The organism is Vibrio sp. HB236076 (genome assembly GCF_040957575.1).
GTDB lineage: Bacteria > Pseudomonadota > Gammaproteobacteria > Enterobacterales > Vibrionaceae > Vibrio.
In genome coordinates this window covers 264980-283693 of the sequence record NZ_CP162602.1, presented here as the reverse complement: position 1 = coordinate 283693, position 18714 = coordinate 264980, and the positions used below count along the sequence as shown (strand labels likewise).

13 protein-coding genes, 4 tRNA genes, 3 rRNA genes and 1 pseudogene are annotated in these 18714 nt (G+C 46.5%); 10 read left to right on the top strand and 11 right to left on the bottom strand.

All coding sequences use genetic code 11. The features are described 5' to 3' along the window. Positions 1-65: 65 nt before the first annotated feature. The 4 genes from AB0763_RS14585 to AB0763_RS14570 form a co-directional block, all read right to left on the bottom strand. On the bottom strand, positions 66-1127 hold the full coding sequence (locus AB0763_RS14585; RefSeq protein WP_306099167.1) for a UDP-glucose--hexose-1-phosphate uridylyltransferase: 1062 nt from the start codon (positions 1125-1127) through the stop codon (positions 66-68). 53 nt (positions 1128-1180) lie between these two features. Next, complete coding sequence (galE, locus tag AB0763_RS14580; protein WP_306099166.1) at positions 1181-2194, bottom strand: UDP-glucose 4-epimerase GalE; 1014 nt, start codon at positions 2192-2194, stop codon at positions 1181-1183. A 122-nt stretch (positions 2195-2316) separates the two neighbouring features. Next, a complete protein-coding gene (locus tag AB0763_RS14575) occupies positions 2317-4029 on the bottom strand; it encodes a solute:sodium symporter family transporter (RefSeq protein ID WP_306099165.1) in 1713 nt (570 codons plus the stop codon). Between the two features lie 142 nt (positions 4030-4171). Continuing rightward, positions 4172-6274 (bottom strand): alpha-galactosidase, encoded by a 2103-nt coding sequence (locus tag AB0763_RS14570; RefSeq protein WP_306099164.1) that lies wholly within the window; start codon positions 6272-6274, stop codon positions 4172-4174. Positions 6275-6525: 251 nt separating this feature from the next. On the opposite strand from AB0763_RS14570, the gene AB0763_RS14565 reads away from it, so the two are divergent. Then, positions 6526-7605 (top strand): LacI family DNA-binding transcriptional regulator, encoded by a 1080-nt coding sequence (locus AB0763_RS14565; RefSeq protein WP_306099163.1) that lies wholly within the window; start codon positions 6526-6528, stop codon positions 7603-7605. Between the two features lie 29 nt (positions 7606-7634). Here the strand turns inward: AB0763_RS14565 and AB0763_RS14560 are convergent, their stop codons facing one another. Continuing rightward, a complete protein-coding gene (locus AB0763_RS14560; RefSeq protein WP_306099373.1) occupies positions 7635-8030 on the bottom strand; it encodes a DUF2391 family protein in 396 nt (131 codons plus the stop codon). Between the two features lie 22 nt (positions 8031-8052). Beyond that, the gene (gene trmY / locus AB0763_RS14555) at positions 8053-8649 is read right to left on the bottom strand and encodes a tRNA (pseudouridine(54)-N(1))-methyltransferase TrmY (RefSeq protein ID WP_306099162.1); all 597 of its coding nucleotides are present in this window, start codon (positions 8647-8649) and stop codon (positions 8053-8055) included. A 403-nt stretch (positions 8650-9052) separates the two neighbouring features. Between trmY and AB0763_RS14550 the strand changes: the two genes are divergently transcribed. The 7 genes from AB0763_RS14550 to AB0763_RS14520 all read left to right on the top strand — a co-directional run bounded on the left by AB0763_RS14550 (position 9053) and on the right by AB0763_RS14520 (position 14692). Continuing rightward, a 16S ribosomal RNA gene (locus AB0763_RS14550) occupies positions 9053-10604 on the top strand. An 89-nt stretch (positions 10605-10693) separates the two neighbouring features. Then, a tRNA-Glu gene (locus AB0763_RS14545) sits at positions 10694-10769 on the top strand. 41 nt (positions 10770-10810) lie between these two features. Continuing rightward, positions 10811-10886: transfer RNA gene (locus tag AB0763_RS14540), tRNA-Lys, on the top strand. Between the two features lie 51 nt (positions 10887-10937). Then, positions 10938-11013, top strand: a tRNA-Val gene (locus AB0763_RS14535). Positions 11014-11354: 341 nt separating this feature from the next. Further along, a 23S ribosomal RNA gene (locus AB0763_RS14530) occupies positions 11355-14245 on the top strand. A gap of 115 nt (positions 14246-14360) precedes the next feature. Beyond that, a 5S ribosomal RNA gene (gene rrf / locus AB0763_RS14525) occupies positions 14361-14476 on the top strand. The 16S, 23S and 5S rRNA genes sit together here with 4 tRNA genes alongside, the layout of an rRNA operon. 125 nt (positions 14477-14601) lie before the next feature. Next, a tRNA-Ser gene (locus AB0763_RS14520) sits at positions 14602-14692 on the top strand. 308 nt (positions 14693-15000) lie between these two features. Here the strand turns inward: AB0763_RS14520 and AB0763_RS14515 are convergent. Both AB0763_RS14515 and AB0763_RS14510 read right to left on the bottom strand, forming a co-directional pair. Then, positions 15001-15266 (bottom strand): annotated as a pseudogene (locus AB0763_RS14515) (transposase); the annotation flags it as partial. 50 nt (positions 15267-15316) lie between these two features. Then, complete coding sequence (locus AB0763_RS14510) at positions 15317-15475, bottom strand: hypothetical protein (protein WP_306099899.1); 159 nt, start codon at positions 15473-15475, stop codon at positions 15317-15319. A gap of 265 nt (positions 15476-15740) precedes the next feature. Here AB0763_RS14510 and AB0763_RS14505 point away from each other — a divergent pair, with 265 nt between their 5' ends. Continuing rightward, complete coding sequence (locus tag AB0763_RS14505; protein ID WP_306099898.1) at positions 15741-15902, top strand: hypothetical protein; 162 nt, start codon at positions 15741-15743, stop codon at positions 15900-15902. A gap of 161 nt (positions 15903-16063) precedes the next feature. Then, positions 16064-16531, top strand: a complete 468-nt coding sequence (locus AB0763_RS14500; protein WP_306099897.1) for a GNAT family N-acetyltransferase — start codon at positions 16064-16066, stop codon at positions 16529-16531. Positions 16532-16902: 371 nt separating this feature from the next. Here AB0763_RS14500 and AB0763_RS14495 read toward each other — a convergent pair whose 3' ends face one another. From AB0763_RS14495 to AB0763_RS14485, 3 genes are all read right to left on the bottom strand, one after another. Then, positions 16903-17100: a hypothetical protein gene (locus tag AB0763_RS14495; protein WP_306099896.1), complete on the bottom strand. Its 198-nt coding sequence runs from the start codon at positions 17098-17100 to the stop codon at positions 16903-16905. Between the two features lie 179 nt (positions 17101-17279). Beyond that, positions 17280-17492: a cold-shock protein gene (locus AB0763_RS14490; protein ID WP_306099895.1), complete on the bottom strand. Its 213-nt coding sequence runs from the start codon at positions 17490-17492 to the stop codon at positions 17280-17282. Positions 17493-17744: 252 nt separating this feature from the next. Next, entirely contained in the window at positions 17745-18647 is a 903-nt protein-coding gene (locus AB0763_RS14485) for a LysR substrate-binding domain-containing protein (protein WP_306099894.1), read from the bottom strand. Positions 18648-18714: the final 67 nt, after the last annotated feature.

Below are 18714 nucleotides of genomic sequence, written 5' to 3'. Positions count from 1 at the left end.
AACAAAGGTTTAGCCATCCTCAATAAGGTTAGGAACAGAAAAGTGATCGTGTTGCGCGTCCTGGGTTATTGCGAATGTTGTTCTTTGTAATGCACATCACTGACGGCGCGCAGTTTTTCTGCCGCTTGCTCAGCGGTAAGGTCGCGTTGGCTCTCGGCCAGCATTTCATAACCGACCATAAATTTGCGAACCGTTGCACTGCGCAATAATGGCGGATAAAACAAGGCGTGTAATTGCCAGTGGTTAACCTCTGTGTCTTGCTCAAAAAAGGGCGCATAATGCCAGCCCATTGAATAGGGAAAAGAGCACTGAAATAAGTTGTCGTAGCGACTGGTGAGCTTTTTAATGGCTACGGCCAAGTCATCGCTCTGTGCGATGGAAAGCTCACTCATGCGACGTGCGTGGTTTTTGGGCAGTAACATGGTTTCAAAGGGCCACGCAGCCCAATAAGGAACCAAGGCGACCCAATGCGCTGTTTCGACGACAAGACGCGACCTATCTTTGAGCTCGGCTTGTACGTAATCGACCAGTAAATTGGTACCGTATTCTTGATAGTACGCTTTAAGGTGCTGGTCTTTTCGCTCTATTTCATTGGGGAGGAAACTGTTGGCCCAAATTTGTCCGTGTGGGTGAGGTTGTGAGCAGCCCATGGCTTCACCTTTATTTTCAAAGGCCTGAACCCAAATGTAATCTTGACCGAGCTGCTCAATTTGTTCATTCCAGGTATCGATGACTTGGCGAATACCTGAAACAGGCAACTCAGGTAACGTTTTACTGTGATCGGGAGAAAAACAGATCACGCGACTTAGGCCGCGAACGCCTTGAGTTTTAAACAGAGGGTGCTTCGATGGTGGAGCATCTGGAGAGGCCTCCATTAAAGCGGCAAAGTCATTTTGAAATACGTAGGTGCCAGTGTAATCAGGATTAATATCACCAGAAATTCGCGTGTTACCGGGACACAAAAAACAGCCTTGGTCGTAGCGAGGAAGGTCGTTATTAGACGGCTTTTCGTCTGCGCCACTCCACGGACGCTTTGCGCGGTGAGGAGAAACTAACACCCACTGCCCAGTGAGTGGGTTGTAGCGACGATGGGGGTGATCGACAGGGTTAAATTTCATATTCGACATCTTGTTTACTCAATTCTTTCTTTAGGCACAAATGAGGCTCGATACTGTTAAGGTTATCGATAGCCATTGGGGTTCATGGACTGCCATTTCCAGGTGTCCGCCGTCATGTCTTTGATACTGCGCGTTGCTTGCCATTGAAGATCGCGTTTTGCTTTTTCGGTACTGGCCCAGCATTGGGCTATATCACCGGCTCGGCGTGGACAAATCTGATACGGGATGGGTTTGCCACATGCGCTGGCAAAGGCATCGACCATTTCAAGGACGCTGGTGCCATTGCCGGTACCTAGGTTGTAGATGTGCAGCCCAGCTTGTTGACTCATGGCATTGAGGGCGGCGATGTGACCGTCAGCCAAATCCATTACGTGGATATAATCACGCACGCCGGTGCCATCGACGGTCGGGTAGTCATTGCCAAATACGGAGAGGCTTTCGCGGCGACCGACGGCGACTTGAGCAATAAATGGCATTAAATTATTGGGTAAACCTTTGGGATCCTCGCCTAAGGTGCCAGATGGGTGAGCGCCGACCGGATTAAAATAGCGCAATAATGTCACGCTCCAATCATTTTCAGCGTTGAATAAATCGCTTAAGCATTGCTCAACGATGTATTTACTGCGCCCGTATGGGTTGGTGGTGGCGCCGGTTGGCGAGTCTTCCGTGATAGGCACAGTAGTTGGGTCGCCATAGACAGTCGCAGAAGAACTAAAGACCAAGCTTTTGACTCCGGCTTTGCGCATGCTGGTGGCGAGTACTAATGAACCAGTGACGTTGTTATCATAGTATTCCAGTGGTTTCTCGACTGATTCCCCAACCGCTTTCAACCCAGCAAAGTGAATGACGGATTTGATGTCATGTTTGGCAAAAACTGAATCTAAAAAAGCCTCATCTCGAACGTCACCCTGATAGAAAGTCGGTTGCTTGCCCGTCAATGATGCGATGCGATTAAGGACTTCTTTATTGGCGTTGCACAAATTATCGATAATGATGGGCTCCATGCCCGCCTGTATCATTTGTACGCAAGTGTGGCTGCCGATATATCCCAAACCACCCGTGACTAAAGTCGTCATAATATTTACCTTTTTATTGATATTACGAGATAAAATGGTTGTTATTTGCAACGTAATTACCCGTTAGGTGTCGGGTTATTGCTGGGGGAAAACCCAACAATAACCGCGGTTAAGCCGTATTTTTAGGCGTTTTGGCCTTTTGGTATCGTGTTGTGTTTTTTTGTTTTTCTGACGTAGTTAGATATGACGCCAATGAGTAAAATTAAGCCGCAGAAGCCGTAAACCTGCATGATAGTAGGGTCATTGGAGACGAAACCGGCATCGGAGAACATTACATAAGCGCCAAGTACCATATAGATAATCACCGCAGATGCTTCAAAACGGAAAGCCCAAGGGGTGATATCAATATTTTTATTGATCGGCATAACGTAGTCACTGGCCCGTGGTTTAAAGTGACCGATGGCAAACATCAGTACGGTACACACGACAAATAAAATGGCTAATTGATGAAGGAAGTGGATAGGCGTATCAAAGATTAATTGCATGGCCGCATAGGCGCTAACAAAGACAACCAATGCCACTTTGGCTGCTATTGCTGGAACACGTTTGGAAATATAACCGACAAAAACAATGGTAAAGATAGGCACACTGAAAAAGCCCGCCACCATTTGAAGGTATTGAAATAGTCCTTCTGGTGCGTAAAGAATGAATGGGGCAATACACATTGAAATGATGGCGATAATAATGCCGAAAACACGCCCCTTAGCAACGAGCTCTTGGTCAGTTTTACCTGCACCGAACAGCGGCTTGTAAACATTAAGGGCAAACAGGGTGGTTGAGCTGTTGAGCACGCCGTTAAAGGTGCTGAGGATGGCGCCAAACATGACGGCGACAAAGAAGCCCACCAAAGTTTTGGGGAGAACTTCGTTGACTAAACGCGTGTACATGGTGTCCGGGTTACCTGCGTTAGCGCCAAACATATGAAACGCAATGATACCTGGAATAATTAAGAACAACGGCGAAATGACTTTAATCGCGCCAGCTAAGATCACCCCTTTTTGACCTTCTTTTAGGTTTTTCGCTCCGAGTGCGCGTTGGATGATGGATTGGTCGGTACCCCAGTAGTAGAGGTTGACCAATAATAAACCGGTAAATAAAGTCGAAAATGGCAGTGGATCGCTCTCTTTACCGACGGATTGCAGTTTTTCTGGCGCCGCGGTCAGTAACACGTCTAAGCCTGTCATAAAGTGGCCATCACCCAAGGCGATTAAACCAAATACCGGAATCATTAAGCCGCCGATAATGAGGCCAACACCATTAATCGTATCGGCGATAACCACGGCCTTGAGGCCACCATAAATGGCGTAAAAGAAACCCAACAAGCCAATGGTCACGGAAATTAAGGCAATCGAGCTGAACTCTGAAATACCCAATAGACTCTGTACATCAAAGATTTCGCCCAAAACAACCGCGCCAGCGTAAAGGGTGGTGGGCAAAATATTGATCACGTACTGGCATAGAAATAGCAAAGTGACAAACTTTTTCACCGACATGTCATAGCGACTTTCTAAGAAGTCTGGGATGGTCGTGATGCCTTGTTTGAGATAACGCGGGACCAGCATCAGGGCAATCATGACCAAGGTGACGCCAGAGGCGACTTCCCAGCCCATGACACTCATGTTGTGGGTGTAAGATTGTCCGCTCATGCCAACAAAACTCGTGGCACTGAGGTTGGTTAATATGAGCGAACTGGCAATAAGGCCACCGGTTAGGCTACGGCCGCCAAGAAAAAAACCTTCTTTGGAGGTGTTCTTATCGTTTTTGACTTTGTTGTAGGTGAACATGACAACGAAGCCTGTAAACAGCAAAAACGAGAGTAATACTGTAATAGACATTTTGTTTTCCTTTACACGTTTGGCAATCTAGCGTTGCCTATATCTATTGGATTAAGTAAATAAGAGCAGGGGGGATACTTCGGGCTTATATTGGTTGTTTTATGGGGTCATTGCCCTGGTAGCCAGAAGTATCCGAACAGTGTTAAATCTTTTTCAAGTGAATGATCAGTGCAGATTCTGGATCCAGAATGGGCAAAGTCACGCCAATGTGTTTTAAGTTATCCCCGCTGAGTTGTAAGGTTTGGCCCAACCACTTCGGTCTTTGTTTCATAAGCTGAAAGCTGGTTTCGGGCATTTCGACAATCTTGACTTCATAGCGTGCTTGCTCGTCAGCACAACTCACGCGAAGCGGTGAAGGCAAAGCGTGATTCGGCATTGCCAATTGGCAAACGGTGATCAGCATTTCATTTTCATTCGTGACGCCGTAAATGTGTTGGTTGTGGTCGGCCGGATCGATTCGAAATGCTCTCCCTGAGTGCAATAAGTGACGATATTGCTTGTGCAGTTGAATGTAGTGAGCAAAAGCCTGTTTTTCTTCTAGACTCTCTTTGACAGGATCAAGCTCCACGCCCATGTGGCCGCCGAGTGCAGTCACTCCCCGCATATTAATGGCATGACGTCGATTGGTTGAGTGGCATTCTGCAGGGCCAATATGCGCGCCCATGACTTCTGGCGGGAAAAAGTAGCTCATGCCACGCTGAATCGTTTGACGCTCAAGGGCATCATTACAATCTGATGCCCAAAAGCGGTGTGTGCGCTTGAGGATTTCAAAATCAATTCGACCACCACCGGAAGAGCAGGACTCGATCTCGACGTTTGGATGGGCTTGTTGTAAGTCATCAAGTAATCGATATAGGGCTTTGGTTTGGCCGTGCACAGCAGGCTTGCCTTGGTGGCCGGGTTGCACCAGTTCACGGTTCATGTCCCATTTCAAATAGCCGATGTTATAAGTGCTTAACAACGCATCAAGACGCTCAAATAAGTAGTTAAAACACGCGGGGTTTTGCAAGTCGAGAACGTACTGCCAACGCCCTGATGGTTGCTGATAACCTGGTAAGCCCAAGACCCATTCTGGGTGCTGGCGATACAGATTAGAGTCTTGGCTGACCATTTCGGGCTCAACCCAGAGACCAAACTCCATTCCTTGGCTATTTACGTGTTCAATGACGGGTTCCAGTCCATTAGGGTATTTGGTTTCGTCTAGATACCAATCGCCGAGTGCCGTGCGTTCGCCATTGCGACCAATAAACCAACCATCGTCAATAATAAACCGCTCGACTCCCATTTCTGCTGCTTCGGTGGCCATTTGCATGATGTAATCGGGTTGATGATCAAAATAGATCCCTTCCCATGTGTTGAGGTGAACAGGACGAGGACGGTCGTTAGGAAATTTGAGAATATGAGAACGTACGTATTGATGGAATCGCTCAGAAATACCATTGAGACCCGTTTGACTGTATGTGCCGTATAGCCAAGGGGTTTGATAGCGTTCATTACTTTTGAGACGCTGTTCACCAGAGAGCAATAATTCTCCAGCTTGAACAAAGCGACGACCATCACTGCGAACATCCGCACGCAATTGGTGGTTGCCACTCCAGCCGAGGTGAAAGCCCCAAACTTGACCCTGCTGTTCACTAAACCCAGTCGTGCCGGCAAATAGCCCCGGAAAATTTTCATGAGACGTGCGACCACGACGGTTTTCTTGCATAAAGCCACCGTGTTCGAAACGCAAGCGTTGGGTTTGAAACTCATGACACCAACGGCCGTGAAACGTCATCAGTTCACTGGCATGATTAGGCAGCGTGAGCGTTGAAGACAGTTTGCCAAGCAAGTAGTCACTGCTGGATTTATTGATGACGGTAATGCGTTTTTGGACCACGTCACTTTGATCATCGATCTTAATGTCGATGATGAGTTCCAGTTGTGCGATATCGTCTTTTAGGACAAAGGTGGCACTGTGGTCATCATGCTCTATTGAGTGGGTGTTAAAAACCGGAGCCCAATCTTCGCCATTTCGGTGACCTTCAATACCCGGAGCATTGAAGTGACCGCTGCCCAGTTCTGGGCATAGTGACAAGGGCACATCGACATCGAGTCGTGCTTGTGAGATCGGGCGTTCTGTCGCCAGCATAAGATCGTCATCGATTTGGGCGATCTTGACTCCCCAATGCAGAATTTCTGGTACCCGATCGACTTTGATGATCAGGCTGTGGTGTTGGGAAGTTAAATGAATAATCTTCTTCATTTGGCTCTCTGTTCTCGAAAACAAAATTTGGCTGAATCATGGATCGTGTTGATTTATTTTGTGATTAAAAATTAATTATAGTGTGATTTTAATCTCATTAATCCTGAGTTTTATGTCGGCCAGATCAATTGTTCTCGAAAACATAAATTGGTGTTTTTATGACATTGTTCACAGGAGGTACAAAGGGGATTTGTTAAAGTAAAGCGAGGTAGAAGGGTGAGTGAAAACTCAAAGGAAAAGAGGGAGTCAGTGTGGCAGTAACGTTTAAAGAGGTGGCAAAGCTCGCGGGGGTGTCGACGCAGACGGTGTCACGAGTAACCAATGGTGCCGACAATGTGGCTGAAGAGACTCGGCAGCGGGTGAATGCGGCGATTAAACAGTTGGGTTACGTGCCTAATAAAGGCGCACAAATGCTAAGCCGAGCGCAATCTCGCATTATTGGTATTGTTTCTTTAGATATCTCGTTACACGGGGTGGCCTTGATCACCAATGGGATTCGCCATCAAGCGCATGATATGGATTATGCCACGGCGCTAGCGGTGCTGAGTGACAATTCGATTGACGAATATCGCTCTGCGGTCCGTGAGCTTATTGCACAACAAGTGGAGCTAGTGATCGTGAATGCGCCTTCTTCACGAGAAATCGCGGAAAGTTTGGTTGAACAATTTGCTCAGCTCACATTCGTTTTTATTGATGTCCCAGAGGAGGCGGCGGTTAATCAAGTCAATTGCGATCACAAAGCGGGGGCGCAGTTAGCGATATCACATTTAATTGCTCAAGATCACAAAGCCTTTTTGTGTATTTCTGGGCCGAAAGCCTCGACAGCAGCCAGGATTCGACTCAATGAGTGGCAAACACAAATTCATACGCACGGACTTACGCTGGTGGCCTGTTATGAAGGGGATTGGCAAGCGCAGAGTGGTTACCATGCCATTAAAACGGCGCTGCTCAAGGGGGAATCATTTGACGCTGTCTTGGTCGGCAATGATCAGATGGCATTAGGGGTACTGTGTGCCTTGTCTGAGTTTGGAATTAAGGTACCTCAAATGGTGTCTGTGGTTGGTTTTGATGGCATTCAAGACAGTCAGTTTTTTTCTCCGCCTTTAACCACCGTTAAGCAAGATTTTCGTCAATTAGGCCGACAAGCGGTAAAATTGGCCATTAACACCCAAGCACAAGAGCAAGGAATGTCAGGTGACATGTTACCGGTAAGCAAAGTGTTACCCGTGAGTTTAGAAGTTAGGCAAAGTTGTGCTCAGCGTTCTCAAACCCAGTACGACAAAGTTGAAATTATGAACGCTTTAGAGCACATAAAACGCCTGTTACCCTAATGTTTTTCTTTTTACAGGCGCGGTGATGATTACTCTTTGTCAAAGCTATCGACGACGATGGCGCCCATCGAGGCAGGCATTGACACGACAATCATGCGTTTAAGTGCAACCCATGGGTCATCGAGTAAGGGCAGCTTATCCAATGCAAATAGAACGCAAGCAACCACAAGACAAGTGATGAAATACGCCAGCAAAATTCGTAGTACAAATACGATAATGCGACCACGAATATTGGCCTGAAAGACACTTTGATAGGCAAAGACAGCAAGAAAAGACAGGGCAAGCAATAACAGTAAACCCATATTGAGCACAGGCAGAGTTTCTCCTAAGTGCCACGCTTCTTCTGAAAAAGAGATGGGGACGGCTAGAGCGAAAGCACCGACACAAACTTGGGCGGCGTCTTCACTGTTAAAGTGTATTTTCATTTTTTGCCCTGTGTTGGATTGGTTATTGGTATTTGTCGAGCTCATGATGGATTAGCACCACACATTGCGAAGCAAACAGCATAGTCGAGCCCAAGCTGATTTTTTCAGTACCGAGCCTTTTTAAGGTATTAAAGCTTTTTTTCGGCATTGGAATGTGATCGGTTAACAGGAAGCATGGGTTGTCCGCAATCTCTACATCACTGATCGCATCGCCCTTTTTATCCATCATATACAGCTGGTGACTTTGCGCGAGTTCTTGAATGAGATGTTCAAAGCTGATGGTTCTAACGCTTAGCCCTGGCTCTACGGTTCTAGATTGCTCCTTGGTCATGCCTTGAGAAGCATCGAGCGCTTTAGCGACTTTCGTTAATAAAGCGTTTTCGTGAAAACCGTTGATATTGGACATGGTATTGATGTCAAAAGTCACGGTACGAGAAAAGTCTTTCGTGCTTTCTAATACCACGTGTACGATGACGTCTTGGCGATGAGATTGAGCAACAAACATCGCGTTCATCAAGGTATGAGCAATAATTTCAGAATGGATTTCGTTACCAACCCCGTCGAGCAGCATTTGACTGTTGGTTGGGGCAGAGCGCGCGCGTAAAACAAAAGTTCGCATAGTATTGTGTGTCTCTTATAAGTGATAGCACAAAGTATAAATACCGGATAGGGCTCTGCCTAGCGCTAAATACGGCTAAAAAAGCTAGGGTTGTATAAATTTCGTTCAAACGAAATCTTTTATTAAAAAAACACTTGCACTCCAAACTGAGTTCTCTATAATTCGCCTCCGTTGACAGGCAAACAGCCTTGAAGCAAAGCTCTTTAACAATTTAAACACTATCAATCTGTGTGGGCACTCGTTGATGATAATCAATAGATTCTTAGGAATTACATTGGTTTCAATGAACTGAGTGACCAAACGAGTCGAAAGACTTGGCACAGTCAATTCACAGTCCTTATTCGGCAACGAATAAAGAATGTAATCAGTATTCATTGAGCCGCTCGAAAGAGCACAAAAACTTTAATTGAAGAGTTTGATCATGGCTCAGATTGAACGCTGGCGGCAGGCCTAACACATGCAAGTCGAGCGGAAACGAGTTATCTGAACCTTCGGGGGACGATAACGGCGTCGAGCGGCGGACGGGTGAGTAATGCCTGGGAAATTGCCCTGATGTGGGGGATAACCATTGGAAACGATGGCTAATACCGCATAATCTCTTCGGAGTAAAGAGGGGGACCTTCGGGCCTCTCGCGTCAGGATATGCCCAGGTGGGATTAGCTAGTTGGTGAGGTAATGGCTCACCAAGGCGACGATCCCTAGCTGGTCTGAGAGGATGATCAGCCACACTGGAACTGAGACACGGTCCAGACTCCTACGGGAGGCAGCAGTGGGGAATATTGCACAATGGGCGCAAGCCTGATGCAGCCATGCCGCGTGTATGAAGAAGGCCTTCGGGTTGTAAAGTACTTTCAGCAGTGAGGAAGGGAATTAGGTTAATAGCCTAGTTCTTTGACGTTAGCTGCAGAAGAAGCACCGGCTAACTCCGTGCCAGCAGCCGCGGTAATACGGAGGGTGCGAGCGTTAATCGGAATTACTGGGCGTAAAGCGCATGCAGGTGGTTTGTTAAGTCAGATGTGAAAGCCCGGGGCTCAACCTCGGAATAGCATTTGAAACTGGCAGGCTAGAGTACTGTAGAGGGGGGTAGAATTTCAGGTGTAGCGGTGAAATGCGTAGAGATCTGAAGGAATACCGGTGGCGAAGGCGGCCCCCTGGACAGATACTGACACTCAGATGCGAAAGCGTGGGGAGCAAACAGGATTAGATACCCTGGTAGTCCACGCTGTAAACGATGTCTACTTGGAGGTTGTGGCCTTGAGCCGTGGCTTTCGGAGCTAACGCGTTAAGTAGACCGCCTGGGGAGTACGGTCGCAAGATTAAAACTCAAATGAATTGACGGGGGCCCGCACAAGCGGTGGAGCATGTGGTTTAATTCGATGCAACGCGAAGAACCTTACCTACTCTTGACATCCATAGAACTTAGCAGAGATGCTTTGGTGCCTTCGGGAACTATGAGACAGGTGCTGCATGGCTGTCGTCAGCTCGTGTTGTGAAATGTTGGGTTAAGTCCCGCAACGAGCGCAACCCTTATCCTTGTTTGCCAGCACTTCGGGTGGGAACTCCAGGGAGACTGCCGGTGATAAACCGGAGGAAGGTGGGGACGACGTCAAGTCATCATGGCCCTTACGAGTAGGGCTACACACGTGCTACAATGGCGCATACAGAGGGCAGCCAACTTGCGAAAGTGAGCGAATCCCAAAAAGTGCGTCGTAGTCCGGATTGGAGTCTGCAACTCGACTCCATGAAGTCGGAATCGCTAGTAATCGTGGATCAGAATGCCACGGTGAATACGTTCCCGGGCCTTGTACACACCGCCCGTCACACCATGGGAGTGGGCTGCAAAAGAAGTGGGTAGTTTAACCTTCGGGGGGACGCTCACCACTTTGTGGTTCATGACTGGGGTGAAGTCGTAACAAGGTAGCCCTAGGGGAACCTGGGGCTGGATCACCTCCTTATACGAAAGATTGTCTTTGATGTGTGCTCACACAGATTGGTAGCGTTTAGAAAAGAGTTCAAAGAAGCATTCCCATATGTTTCGCATAGTGTCCCGTTCGTCTAGAGGCCTAGGACACCGCCCTTTCACGGCGGTAACAGGGGTTCGACTCCCCTACGGGATACCACTTTACTGTTTATGGCCACAAGGCGGTAAACAAGAAAAGTTGGGTCGTTAGCTCAGTTGGTAGAGCAGTTGACTTTTAATCAATTGGTCGCAGGTTCGAATCCTGCACGACCCACCATTTCCTTTCACAGGAAACACCTATTGTTCTGACTTAAAGCAGAATCAATATGGGCGATTAGCTCAGTTGGGAGAGCACCTGCCTTACAAGCAGGGGGTCACTGGTTCGAGCCCGGTATCGCCCACCACTCTTTAAATATTTTTGGCACGGATATCCAAACCACACAAACTTTTGTTGCTGGTTTGGATTTTTACCGCCTGAAAGTCTTTAAAAAGTGTTTTTGTAAAGAAAACATTGCTCTTTAACAATTTGGAAAGCTGACAAAACAATCTCAATAGAGATTGTTTGTAAAAGTTCTCAATTATCTCTTTAAAGAGATAACCAACACACAATCAAGTGTTCTTGGGAAAGCATAGCGATATGTTTTCAAAATTGAGTCCGGCAATATCGAGTTCGTGACATGTATAAAAACACGAACACACCTTAATTAGTTGATTCATCAACTCAAAAGACTCTTTTGGGTTGTATGGTTAAGTGATTAAGCGTACACGGTGGATGCCTTGGCAGTCAGAGGCGATGAAGGACGTACTAACTTGCGATAAGCGTAGATAAGGCAGTAAGAGCCACTTGAGTCTACGATTTCCGAATGGGGAAACCCAGCTGCATAAGCAGTTATCATTGTGTGAATTCATAGCACAATGAGGCGAACCGGGGGAACTGAAACATCTAAGTACCCCGAGGAAAAGAAATCAACCGAGATTCTGGAAGTAGCGGCGAGCGAAACCGGATTAGCCCTTAAGCTTTTTATGCGTCAGGTGAAGTGTCTGGAAAGGCACGCGATACAGGGTGATAGCCCCGTAACCGGCAGCGCATATTCAGTGAAATCGAGTAAGGCGGGACACGTGATATCCTGTCTGAACATGGGGGGACCATCCTCCAAGGCTAAATACTCCTGACTGACCGATAGTGAACCAGTACCGTGAGGGAAAGGCGAAAAGAACCCCTGTGAGGGGAGTGAAATAGAACCTGAAACCGTGTACGTACAAGCAGTAGGAGCAGGCTTTGTCCTGTGACTGCGTACCTTTTGTATAATGGGTCAGCGACTTATATTCAGTGGCAAGGTTAACCGTTTAGGGGAGCCGTAGGGAAACCGAGTCTTAACTGGGCGCTCAGTCTCTGGATATAGACCCGAAACCAGGTGATCTAGCCATGGGCAGGTTGAAGATTGAGTAACATCAATTGGAGGACCGAACCGACTAATGTTGAAAAATTAGCGGATGACTTGTGGCTAGGGGTGAAAGGCCAATCAAACCTGGAGATAGCTGGTTCTCCCCGAAAGCTATTTAGGTAGCGCCTCGGACGAATACTACTGGGGGTAGAGCACTGTTAAGGCTAGGGGGTCATCCCGACTTACCAACCCTTTGCAAACTCCGAATACCAGTAAGTACTATCCGGGAGACACACGGCGGGTGCTAACGTCCGTCGTGGAGAGGGAAACAACCCAGACCGCCAGCTAAGGTCCCAAATTATAGCTAAGTGGGAAACGATGTGGGAAGGCTTAGACAGCTAGGATGTTGGCTTAGAAGCAGCCATCATTTAAAGAAAGCGTAATAGCTCACTAGTCGAGTCGGCCTGCGCGGAAGATGTAACGGGGCTAAGCTATAAACCGAAGCTGCGGCAATACAGTTTACTGTATTGGGTAGGGGAGCGTTCTGTAAGCCGTTGAAGGTGAGTTGTAAAGCTTGCTGGAGGTATCAGAAGTGCGAATGCTGACATGAGTAACGATAATGGGGGTGAAAAACCTCCACGCCGGAAGACCAAGGGTTCCTGTCCAACGTTAATCGGGGCAGGGTAAGTCGACCCCTAAGGCGAGGCTGAAAAGCGTAGTCGATGGGAAACGGGTTAATATTCCCGTACTGCTTATAATTGCGATGGGGGGACGGAGAAGGCTAGGTGGGCCTGGCGATGGTTGTCCAGGTTCAAGTGCGTAGGCTAAGGAATTAGGTAAATCCGGTTCCTTATTAGGCCGAGACACGACGTCGAGTCACTACGGTGATGAAGTCATTGATGCCATGCTTCCAGGAAAAGCCTCTAAGCTTCAGATTATAAGCAATCGTACCCCAAACCGACACAGGTGGTCGGGTAGAGAATACCAAGGCGCTTGAGAGAACTCGGGTGAAGGAACTAGGCAAAATGGTACCGTAACTTCGGGAGAAGGTACGCTCTTGACGGTGAAGTCCCTTGCGGATGGAGCTATTAGGAGTCGCAGATACCAGGTGGCTGCAACTGTTTATTAAAAACACAGCACTGTGCAAAATCGTAAGATGACGTATACGGTGTGACGCCTGCCCGGTGCCGGAAGGTTAATTGATGGGGTTAGACTTAGGTCGACGCTCTTGATCGAAGCCCCGGTAAACGGCGGCCGTAACTATAACGGTCCTAAGGTAGCGAAATTCCTTGTCGGGTAAGTTCCGACCTGCACGAATGGCGTAATGATGGCCACGCTGTCTCCACCCGAGACTCAGTGAAATTGAAATCGCTGTGAAGATGCAGTGTACCCGCGGCTAGACGGAAAGACCCCGTGAACCTTTACTACAGCTTGGCACTGAACATTGACCCTACATGTGTAGGATAGGTGGGAGGCTTTGATGCATGGGCGCCAGTTCATGTGGAGCCATCCTTGAAATACCACCCTTGTAGTGTTGATGTTCTAACTTAGCCCCATTATCTGGGGTGAGGACAGTGCCTGGTGGGTAGTTTGACTGGGGCGGTCTCCTCCCAAAGTGTAACGGAGGAGCACGAAGGTGGGCTAATCACGGTTGGACATCGTGAGGTTAGTGCAATGGCATAAGCCCGCTTAACTGCGAGAATGACGGTTCGAGCAGGTGCGAAAGCAGGTCATAGTGATCCGGTGGTTCTGAATGGAAGGGCCATCGCTCAACGGATAAAAGGTACTCCGGGGATAACAGGCTGATACCGCCCAAGAGTTCATATCGACGGCGGTGTTTGGCACCTCGATGTCGGCTCATCACATCCTGGGGCTGAAGTCGGTCCCAAGGGTATGGCTGTTCGCCATTTAAAGTGGTACGCGAGCTGGGTTTAGAACGTCGTGAGACAGTTCGGTCCCTATCTGCCGTGGGCGTTGGAGAATTGAAAGGGGCTGCTCCTAGTACGAGAGGACCGGAGTGGACGAACCTCTGGTGTTCGGGTTGTGTCGCCAGACGCATTGCCCGGTAGCTAAGTTCGGAATCGATAACCGCTGAAAGCATCTAAGCGGGAAGCGAGCCTTGAGATGAGTTCTCCCTGGCGCTTTAAGCGTCCTAAAGGGTTGTTCGAGACTAGAACGTTGATAGGCAGGGTGTGTAAGCGTTGTGAGGCGTTGAGCTAACCTGTACTAATTGCCCGTGAGACTTAACCATACAACACCTAAAGGGTTTTTATCGGACTCGATAAGAAACTTGATTGTGTCGAGAGCACAAAACAGCTTTCCAGATTTAGTTATCTTGCCTGACGGCAAGATAACGCCATATTTTGCTTGGCGACCATAGCATTTTGGACCCACCTGACTCCATGCCGAACTCAGAAGTGAAACAAAATTGCGCCGATGGTAGTGTGGGGCTTCCCCATGTGAGAGTAGGACATCGCCAGGCTTTTATTTCGTTTTCAGATTTTTAGAAAAAATCTAAAGGCAAAAATTGTCTTCTTATTTTACTAAATCGAAAACAAACACAAGCTAAAGCGCGTAAGGTAAGACTTTATATTGTGAACAATTTGTGGAGAGATGGCTGAGTGGTCGAAAGCACCGGTCTTGAAAACCGGCAACCGTTAATAGCGGTTCTAGGGTTCAAATCCCTATCTCTCCGCCACTATTCAAAAAGCCTGACTCAGATGAGTCAGGCTTTTTTTGTGTTTGTAGAATAAGATCGCTTTTTCAAGACAGTAAATAACAGTTTGACACAGTCCGCTGCGCTTAACACAGTGAAACACAGGTCATGTGCTGAGACTGTATTCCACTATCTCACACTGTTATAGACTGTTTTATACTTTCTCCGTTGATCTCGTTCCCATGCTCCTGCGTGGGAATGCATAGGGTTAGTAAAACAGCAGCATAGGCAGGGTCCGACACTGGTTATGGCAAGCACCTTGAGAGTATTACCGCTTTTCACTTGGTTACGACAATGTCATGATAATTGTCGAAAGCGACATTCGCTAAATGATGTTGTCTCATCCACTCCAGACTTGCTCGAGTGAATTGAGCTCTGGTGAGTAAGGCGGAAGCTTAACAAAACTGATATTTGGGAAGGGTTTTGCGATATCGTTCGTGTGCCAACCAGCCCCATCCATAATGACAACAGCATGTCGTCCTGGCTCAGTGATAGCGGATATTTGGGCGATGTGTTGCTGCATGGCATCTTTGTTAAGAAAGGGTGTCAGCACAGATGTCAAAATGACCCACTAATGCCCATTTAAAATTGCCCCACCTGTACTCGTTAATAAAACAAGAGGTAAACGATTGAAATAGCGGCCAAAGGGGCAAAAAAACACAGAGTCAAAAGCCTGAATTTTTTGATGGATTGTCTTAGCTCGAAGATGTCTTGTTTGAGCTCGTTTCTATCGCTGTTTTGACGAGTATTAGTTAAGTTAATCATTACGTGGCTCCTTTTCTTTAGATATCAAATCCATGTTCACAACGTGTTAATCAGTGTACTCATACCTAATATCGTTCAATGAATCTAATATTAGCAATACATTGGTAAAGTTCAAATAATAAGCTTTGTGCTGTTTTTAGCCTTTTCTTGTAATGTTGTTACTGCATCATTTTACCCATTCTATAAAATGTTTGTTTGACTAGATATTCATAATACAACTATATTGGGAAATGCTAATTTATTGTTTTTCAATGAGGTTAAACAGATGATAGTCCCAATTAAGGTCACTGATGAAGGTGAGCATTACCTTGAAATCCCGCAACAATATTTAGAGGAACTAGGTTGGAGTACTGGTGACATTGTTATTTGGACTCAAAACGACGATGGCAGCTTTTCACTTTCTAAATCTGAAGATACCCAGCCGTGACCTTATGTTCACCTAGGCATTGCTATGCGACGTCACACTATGACTCTGTTACCCAAGTATTCAACAGCAGTATGAGCAAAACTTGGTCGATTGATTAACGTTGTGTAACCCGCGCTGACCCAAACCACATCAACGCCAATACAACGCAGGAAACTCAACATATGGACATCAAAATAGACGATCTCTCTGGCGGACAAGTTATCGAGTTACTCGAACAACACTTGGCTGATATGTACGCCAATTCACCACCTGAGAATGTGCATGCTTTGGATGTCAATGCCTTAAAATCCCCACAAATTACGTTTTTTAGCAGTTGGTTGGGTGATGAATTGCAAGGCTGCTTAGCCATGAAAACGCTCACTCCAGAGCACATAGAACTAAAATCGATGAGAACCTCAAACAAGGCGAGAAAGTCTGGGGTCGCCAGTGAGCTGTTGACTCACGTTCTAACCACAGCCAAAGCGCAGGGATACCGAAAAGCCAGTTTAGAAACAGGAACGCAAGCGTTTTTCAAGCCCGCGAGAAATCTGTATACAAAATTTGGCTTTCACTACTGCGAGCCTTTTGCCGATTATAAAGCCGATCCATGCAGTTGCTTTATGACCAAATCGCTTGATGAACTTGAATGAACCGATATGTTGGACTGAAACTGAGGGAGTCAGTAGAAAGAGCGAACGATTTTATCTCTTTATCTTCATCTCTCAAATCTGTTCCGGTTACTTATACTGATGGGGAAAGCGTTAATTATCATTATACTCAATATAGCTCCTGCCACTTGGAGCTATTGAGGTACTTCCTGGTGCTGATTTAGTACCTAGCGAGTTTAATTATGTGTTTACAGATCAAATAAATTATCAAAATGGCGTTTATCAAGAATATCTTCTATTTTTCTTCGTGTTGATTTTGTATTTTTAATCTCACCATTAAGTGGTTCACTTTCTTTTTTTTGGCGATTTTTTATGACTTTTATTCATTGTCGCTCCCCGTTGTATCGTCGTTGTTAGACCAGTTTAAAAAAGCCTAACTTAACCCCAGTGGCGGATAAAATATTGCCCATCTGAGTTGACTCGGAGAAGGTAAATTCTAAATTATGCTGTTTGGAGTAAAGCTTTGGAAAGATATGACGTTTTAAAATATCACTATTGAGCTGTTCGATATGTGCCGACCAATTGAGTTGTTCTTGTTGCAAGCAAAACATTATTTGGAACACACGTTAAGCTCTGATTGATTTGGTCGATGGTGCTTATGACATGATTTGTTGTACCAGTATCGCTGGCGACTAGTTCTTCGAGACAATAAGATTCCTGAAATTTACGTATAGATATTGAAATAGAAAAGACAGTGGGTGTAACACCAAGGTATTACACCCCATGTTGCTTATAACGTCGTTACGTTAGACGCTTGAGGGCCTTTTTGACCTTGCTCTACGTTAAAGCTAACTTTCTGGCCTTCAGTTAGGGTTTTGAAACCGTCAGAAGCGATTGATCTGAAATGCACAAATATATCAGCGCCGCCATTATCTTGTGAAATAAAGCCAAAGCCTTTCGTTTCGTTAAACCATTTTACTGAACCGGTTGTTTTAGTAGACATAGATACCTCTAAGAAATTAATAAGATGAAAACTGCGAGCAACTGCTATTTAAAAAACTATGACGAGGGGCAATCGCAGGAGCTAAACGAAGGTATCGAAAGGTATCTGGGAGAGGGCTTGTACTTAATTTTCACTAATAGCTCGTTTGCAATAGCTACGTGCACTATACAGGTTGCTTGGGAAATAAACAGTTTTATTTTATTTTCAAATTAGCTGAGGTTGACATTACAGATACCTCCATGTCGATCGGCTTTAAAAATGAATAAATCGATTTTCACGTAACCTCTCACACGCTAAATCAATGAATAATCGGGTTTTCGCGTTGACACGACGACCTTCCAAATGAACCACATTGATTGGTATCGGCGGGGCTTCGAAATCAACGAGTATAGGTTGTAGTCGGCCGGCGTCGATTTCTTCGACAACTTGATATGACAACAAACGGGTAATACCTTGTCCAAGAATGGCAGCATTGAGTGCCGAACCGATCTGATTACAACGCAATCGAGGCTCAAACTTAACCAACAGCTTTTTCCCCTGGTGGTAGAAAGGCCATTGGTTTACATTGCCAGTGGTGACGGGATGAATAAGCTTATGGTGAACCAAATCTTCGGGTGTAGTGGGAGTGCCATGCTGCTCAAAATATCGTGGCGAGCCACAGGTGATCTGCCTCACTTCACCCACATTGACCGCATATAGACTTGAGTCCTCTAAGTGACCAATACGGATTGCAACATCTAAATCGTCTTCTACCAAGCTCGTCACTCGGTCGTAAAACATGGCTTTGACGGAAACATCTGGGTAGCGGTCCAAATACTCGGTCACGATAGGCATGACGTGCTTTTCCCCAAACACCACCGGAGCGGTCACCGATAAGGTCCCACTGGGTTTTGTATATATGCCTTTTACTGCCGCTTCCGCCTCTGCCAAGTCATCGACAACTCGCTTTGCATCTTGCAAAAAGCGCACGCCAGCTTGAGTCAAACGTACATGGCGTGTGGTTCGGTTGAATAACTTGGCGCCTAAGCGGCCCTCGAGTTCGGCAATCGAGCGCGTGACAACCGGAGCAGAAAGGCCTAGCTTTTCCGCCGCAGCCGAAAAGCCTCTTAGATTCGCAACCTCGATAAAGACTTGAATGGTATGAAGTTTGTCCATAAACACGCCCTAATTGAAAAAATCGATGTGTTGATTATTACATAAATAGAAATAATGAATTGTAAAT

What these genes read in the sequence shown, in the direction of transcription:
- AB0763_RS14510 (WP_306099899.1), bottom strand. Translation starts at nt 15,475, where the DNA reads ATGATTAACTTAACTAATACTCGTCAAAACAGCGATAGAAACGAGCTC.
- trmY (WP_306099162.1), bottom strand. Translation starts at nt 8,649, where the DNA reads ATGCGAACTTTTGTTTTACGCGCGCGCTCTGCCCCAACCAACAGTCAA.
- AB0763_RS14495 (WP_306099896.1), bottom strand. Translation starts at nt 17,100, where the DNA reads ATGTTTTGCTTGCAACAAGAACAACTCAATTGGTCGGCACATATCGAA.
- AB0763_RS14585 (WP_306099167.1), bottom strand. Translation starts at nt 1,127, where the DNA reads ATGTCGAATATGAAATTTAACCCTGTCGATCACCCCCATCGTCGCTAC.
- AB0763_RS14575 (WP_306099165.1), bottom strand. Translation starts at nt 4,029, where the DNA reads ATGTCTATTACAGTATTACTCTCGTTTTTGCTGTTTACAGGCTTCGTT.
- AB0763_RS14570 (WP_306099164.1), bottom strand. Translation starts at nt 6,274, where the DNA reads ATGAAGAAGATTATTCATTTAACTTCCCAACACCACAGCCTGATCATC.
- AB0763_RS14505 (WP_306099898.1), top strand. Translation starts at nt 15,741, where the DNA reads ATGATAGTCCCAATTAAGGTCACTGATGAAGGTGAGCATTACCTTGAA.
- galE (WP_306099166.1), bottom strand. Translation starts at nt 2,194, where the DNA reads ATGACGACTTTAGTCACGGGTGGTTTGGGATATATCGGCAGCCACACT.
- AB0763_RS14500 (WP_306099897.1), top strand. Translation starts at nt 16,064, where the DNA reads ATGGACATCAAAATAGACGATCTCTCTGGCGGACAAGTTATCGAGTTA.
- AB0763_RS14485 (WP_306099894.1), bottom strand. Translation starts at nt 18,647, where the DNA reads ATGGACAAACTTCATACCATTCAAGTCTTTATCGAGGTTGCGAATCTA.
- AB0763_RS14560 (WP_306099373.1), bottom strand. Translation starts at nt 8,030, where the DNA reads ATGAAAATACACTTTAACAGTGAAGACGCCGCCCAAGTTTGTGTCGGT.
- AB0763_RS14490 (WP_306099895.1), bottom strand. Translation starts at nt 17,492, where the DNA reads ATGTCTACTAAAACAACCGGTTCAGTAAAATGGTTTAACGAAACGAAA.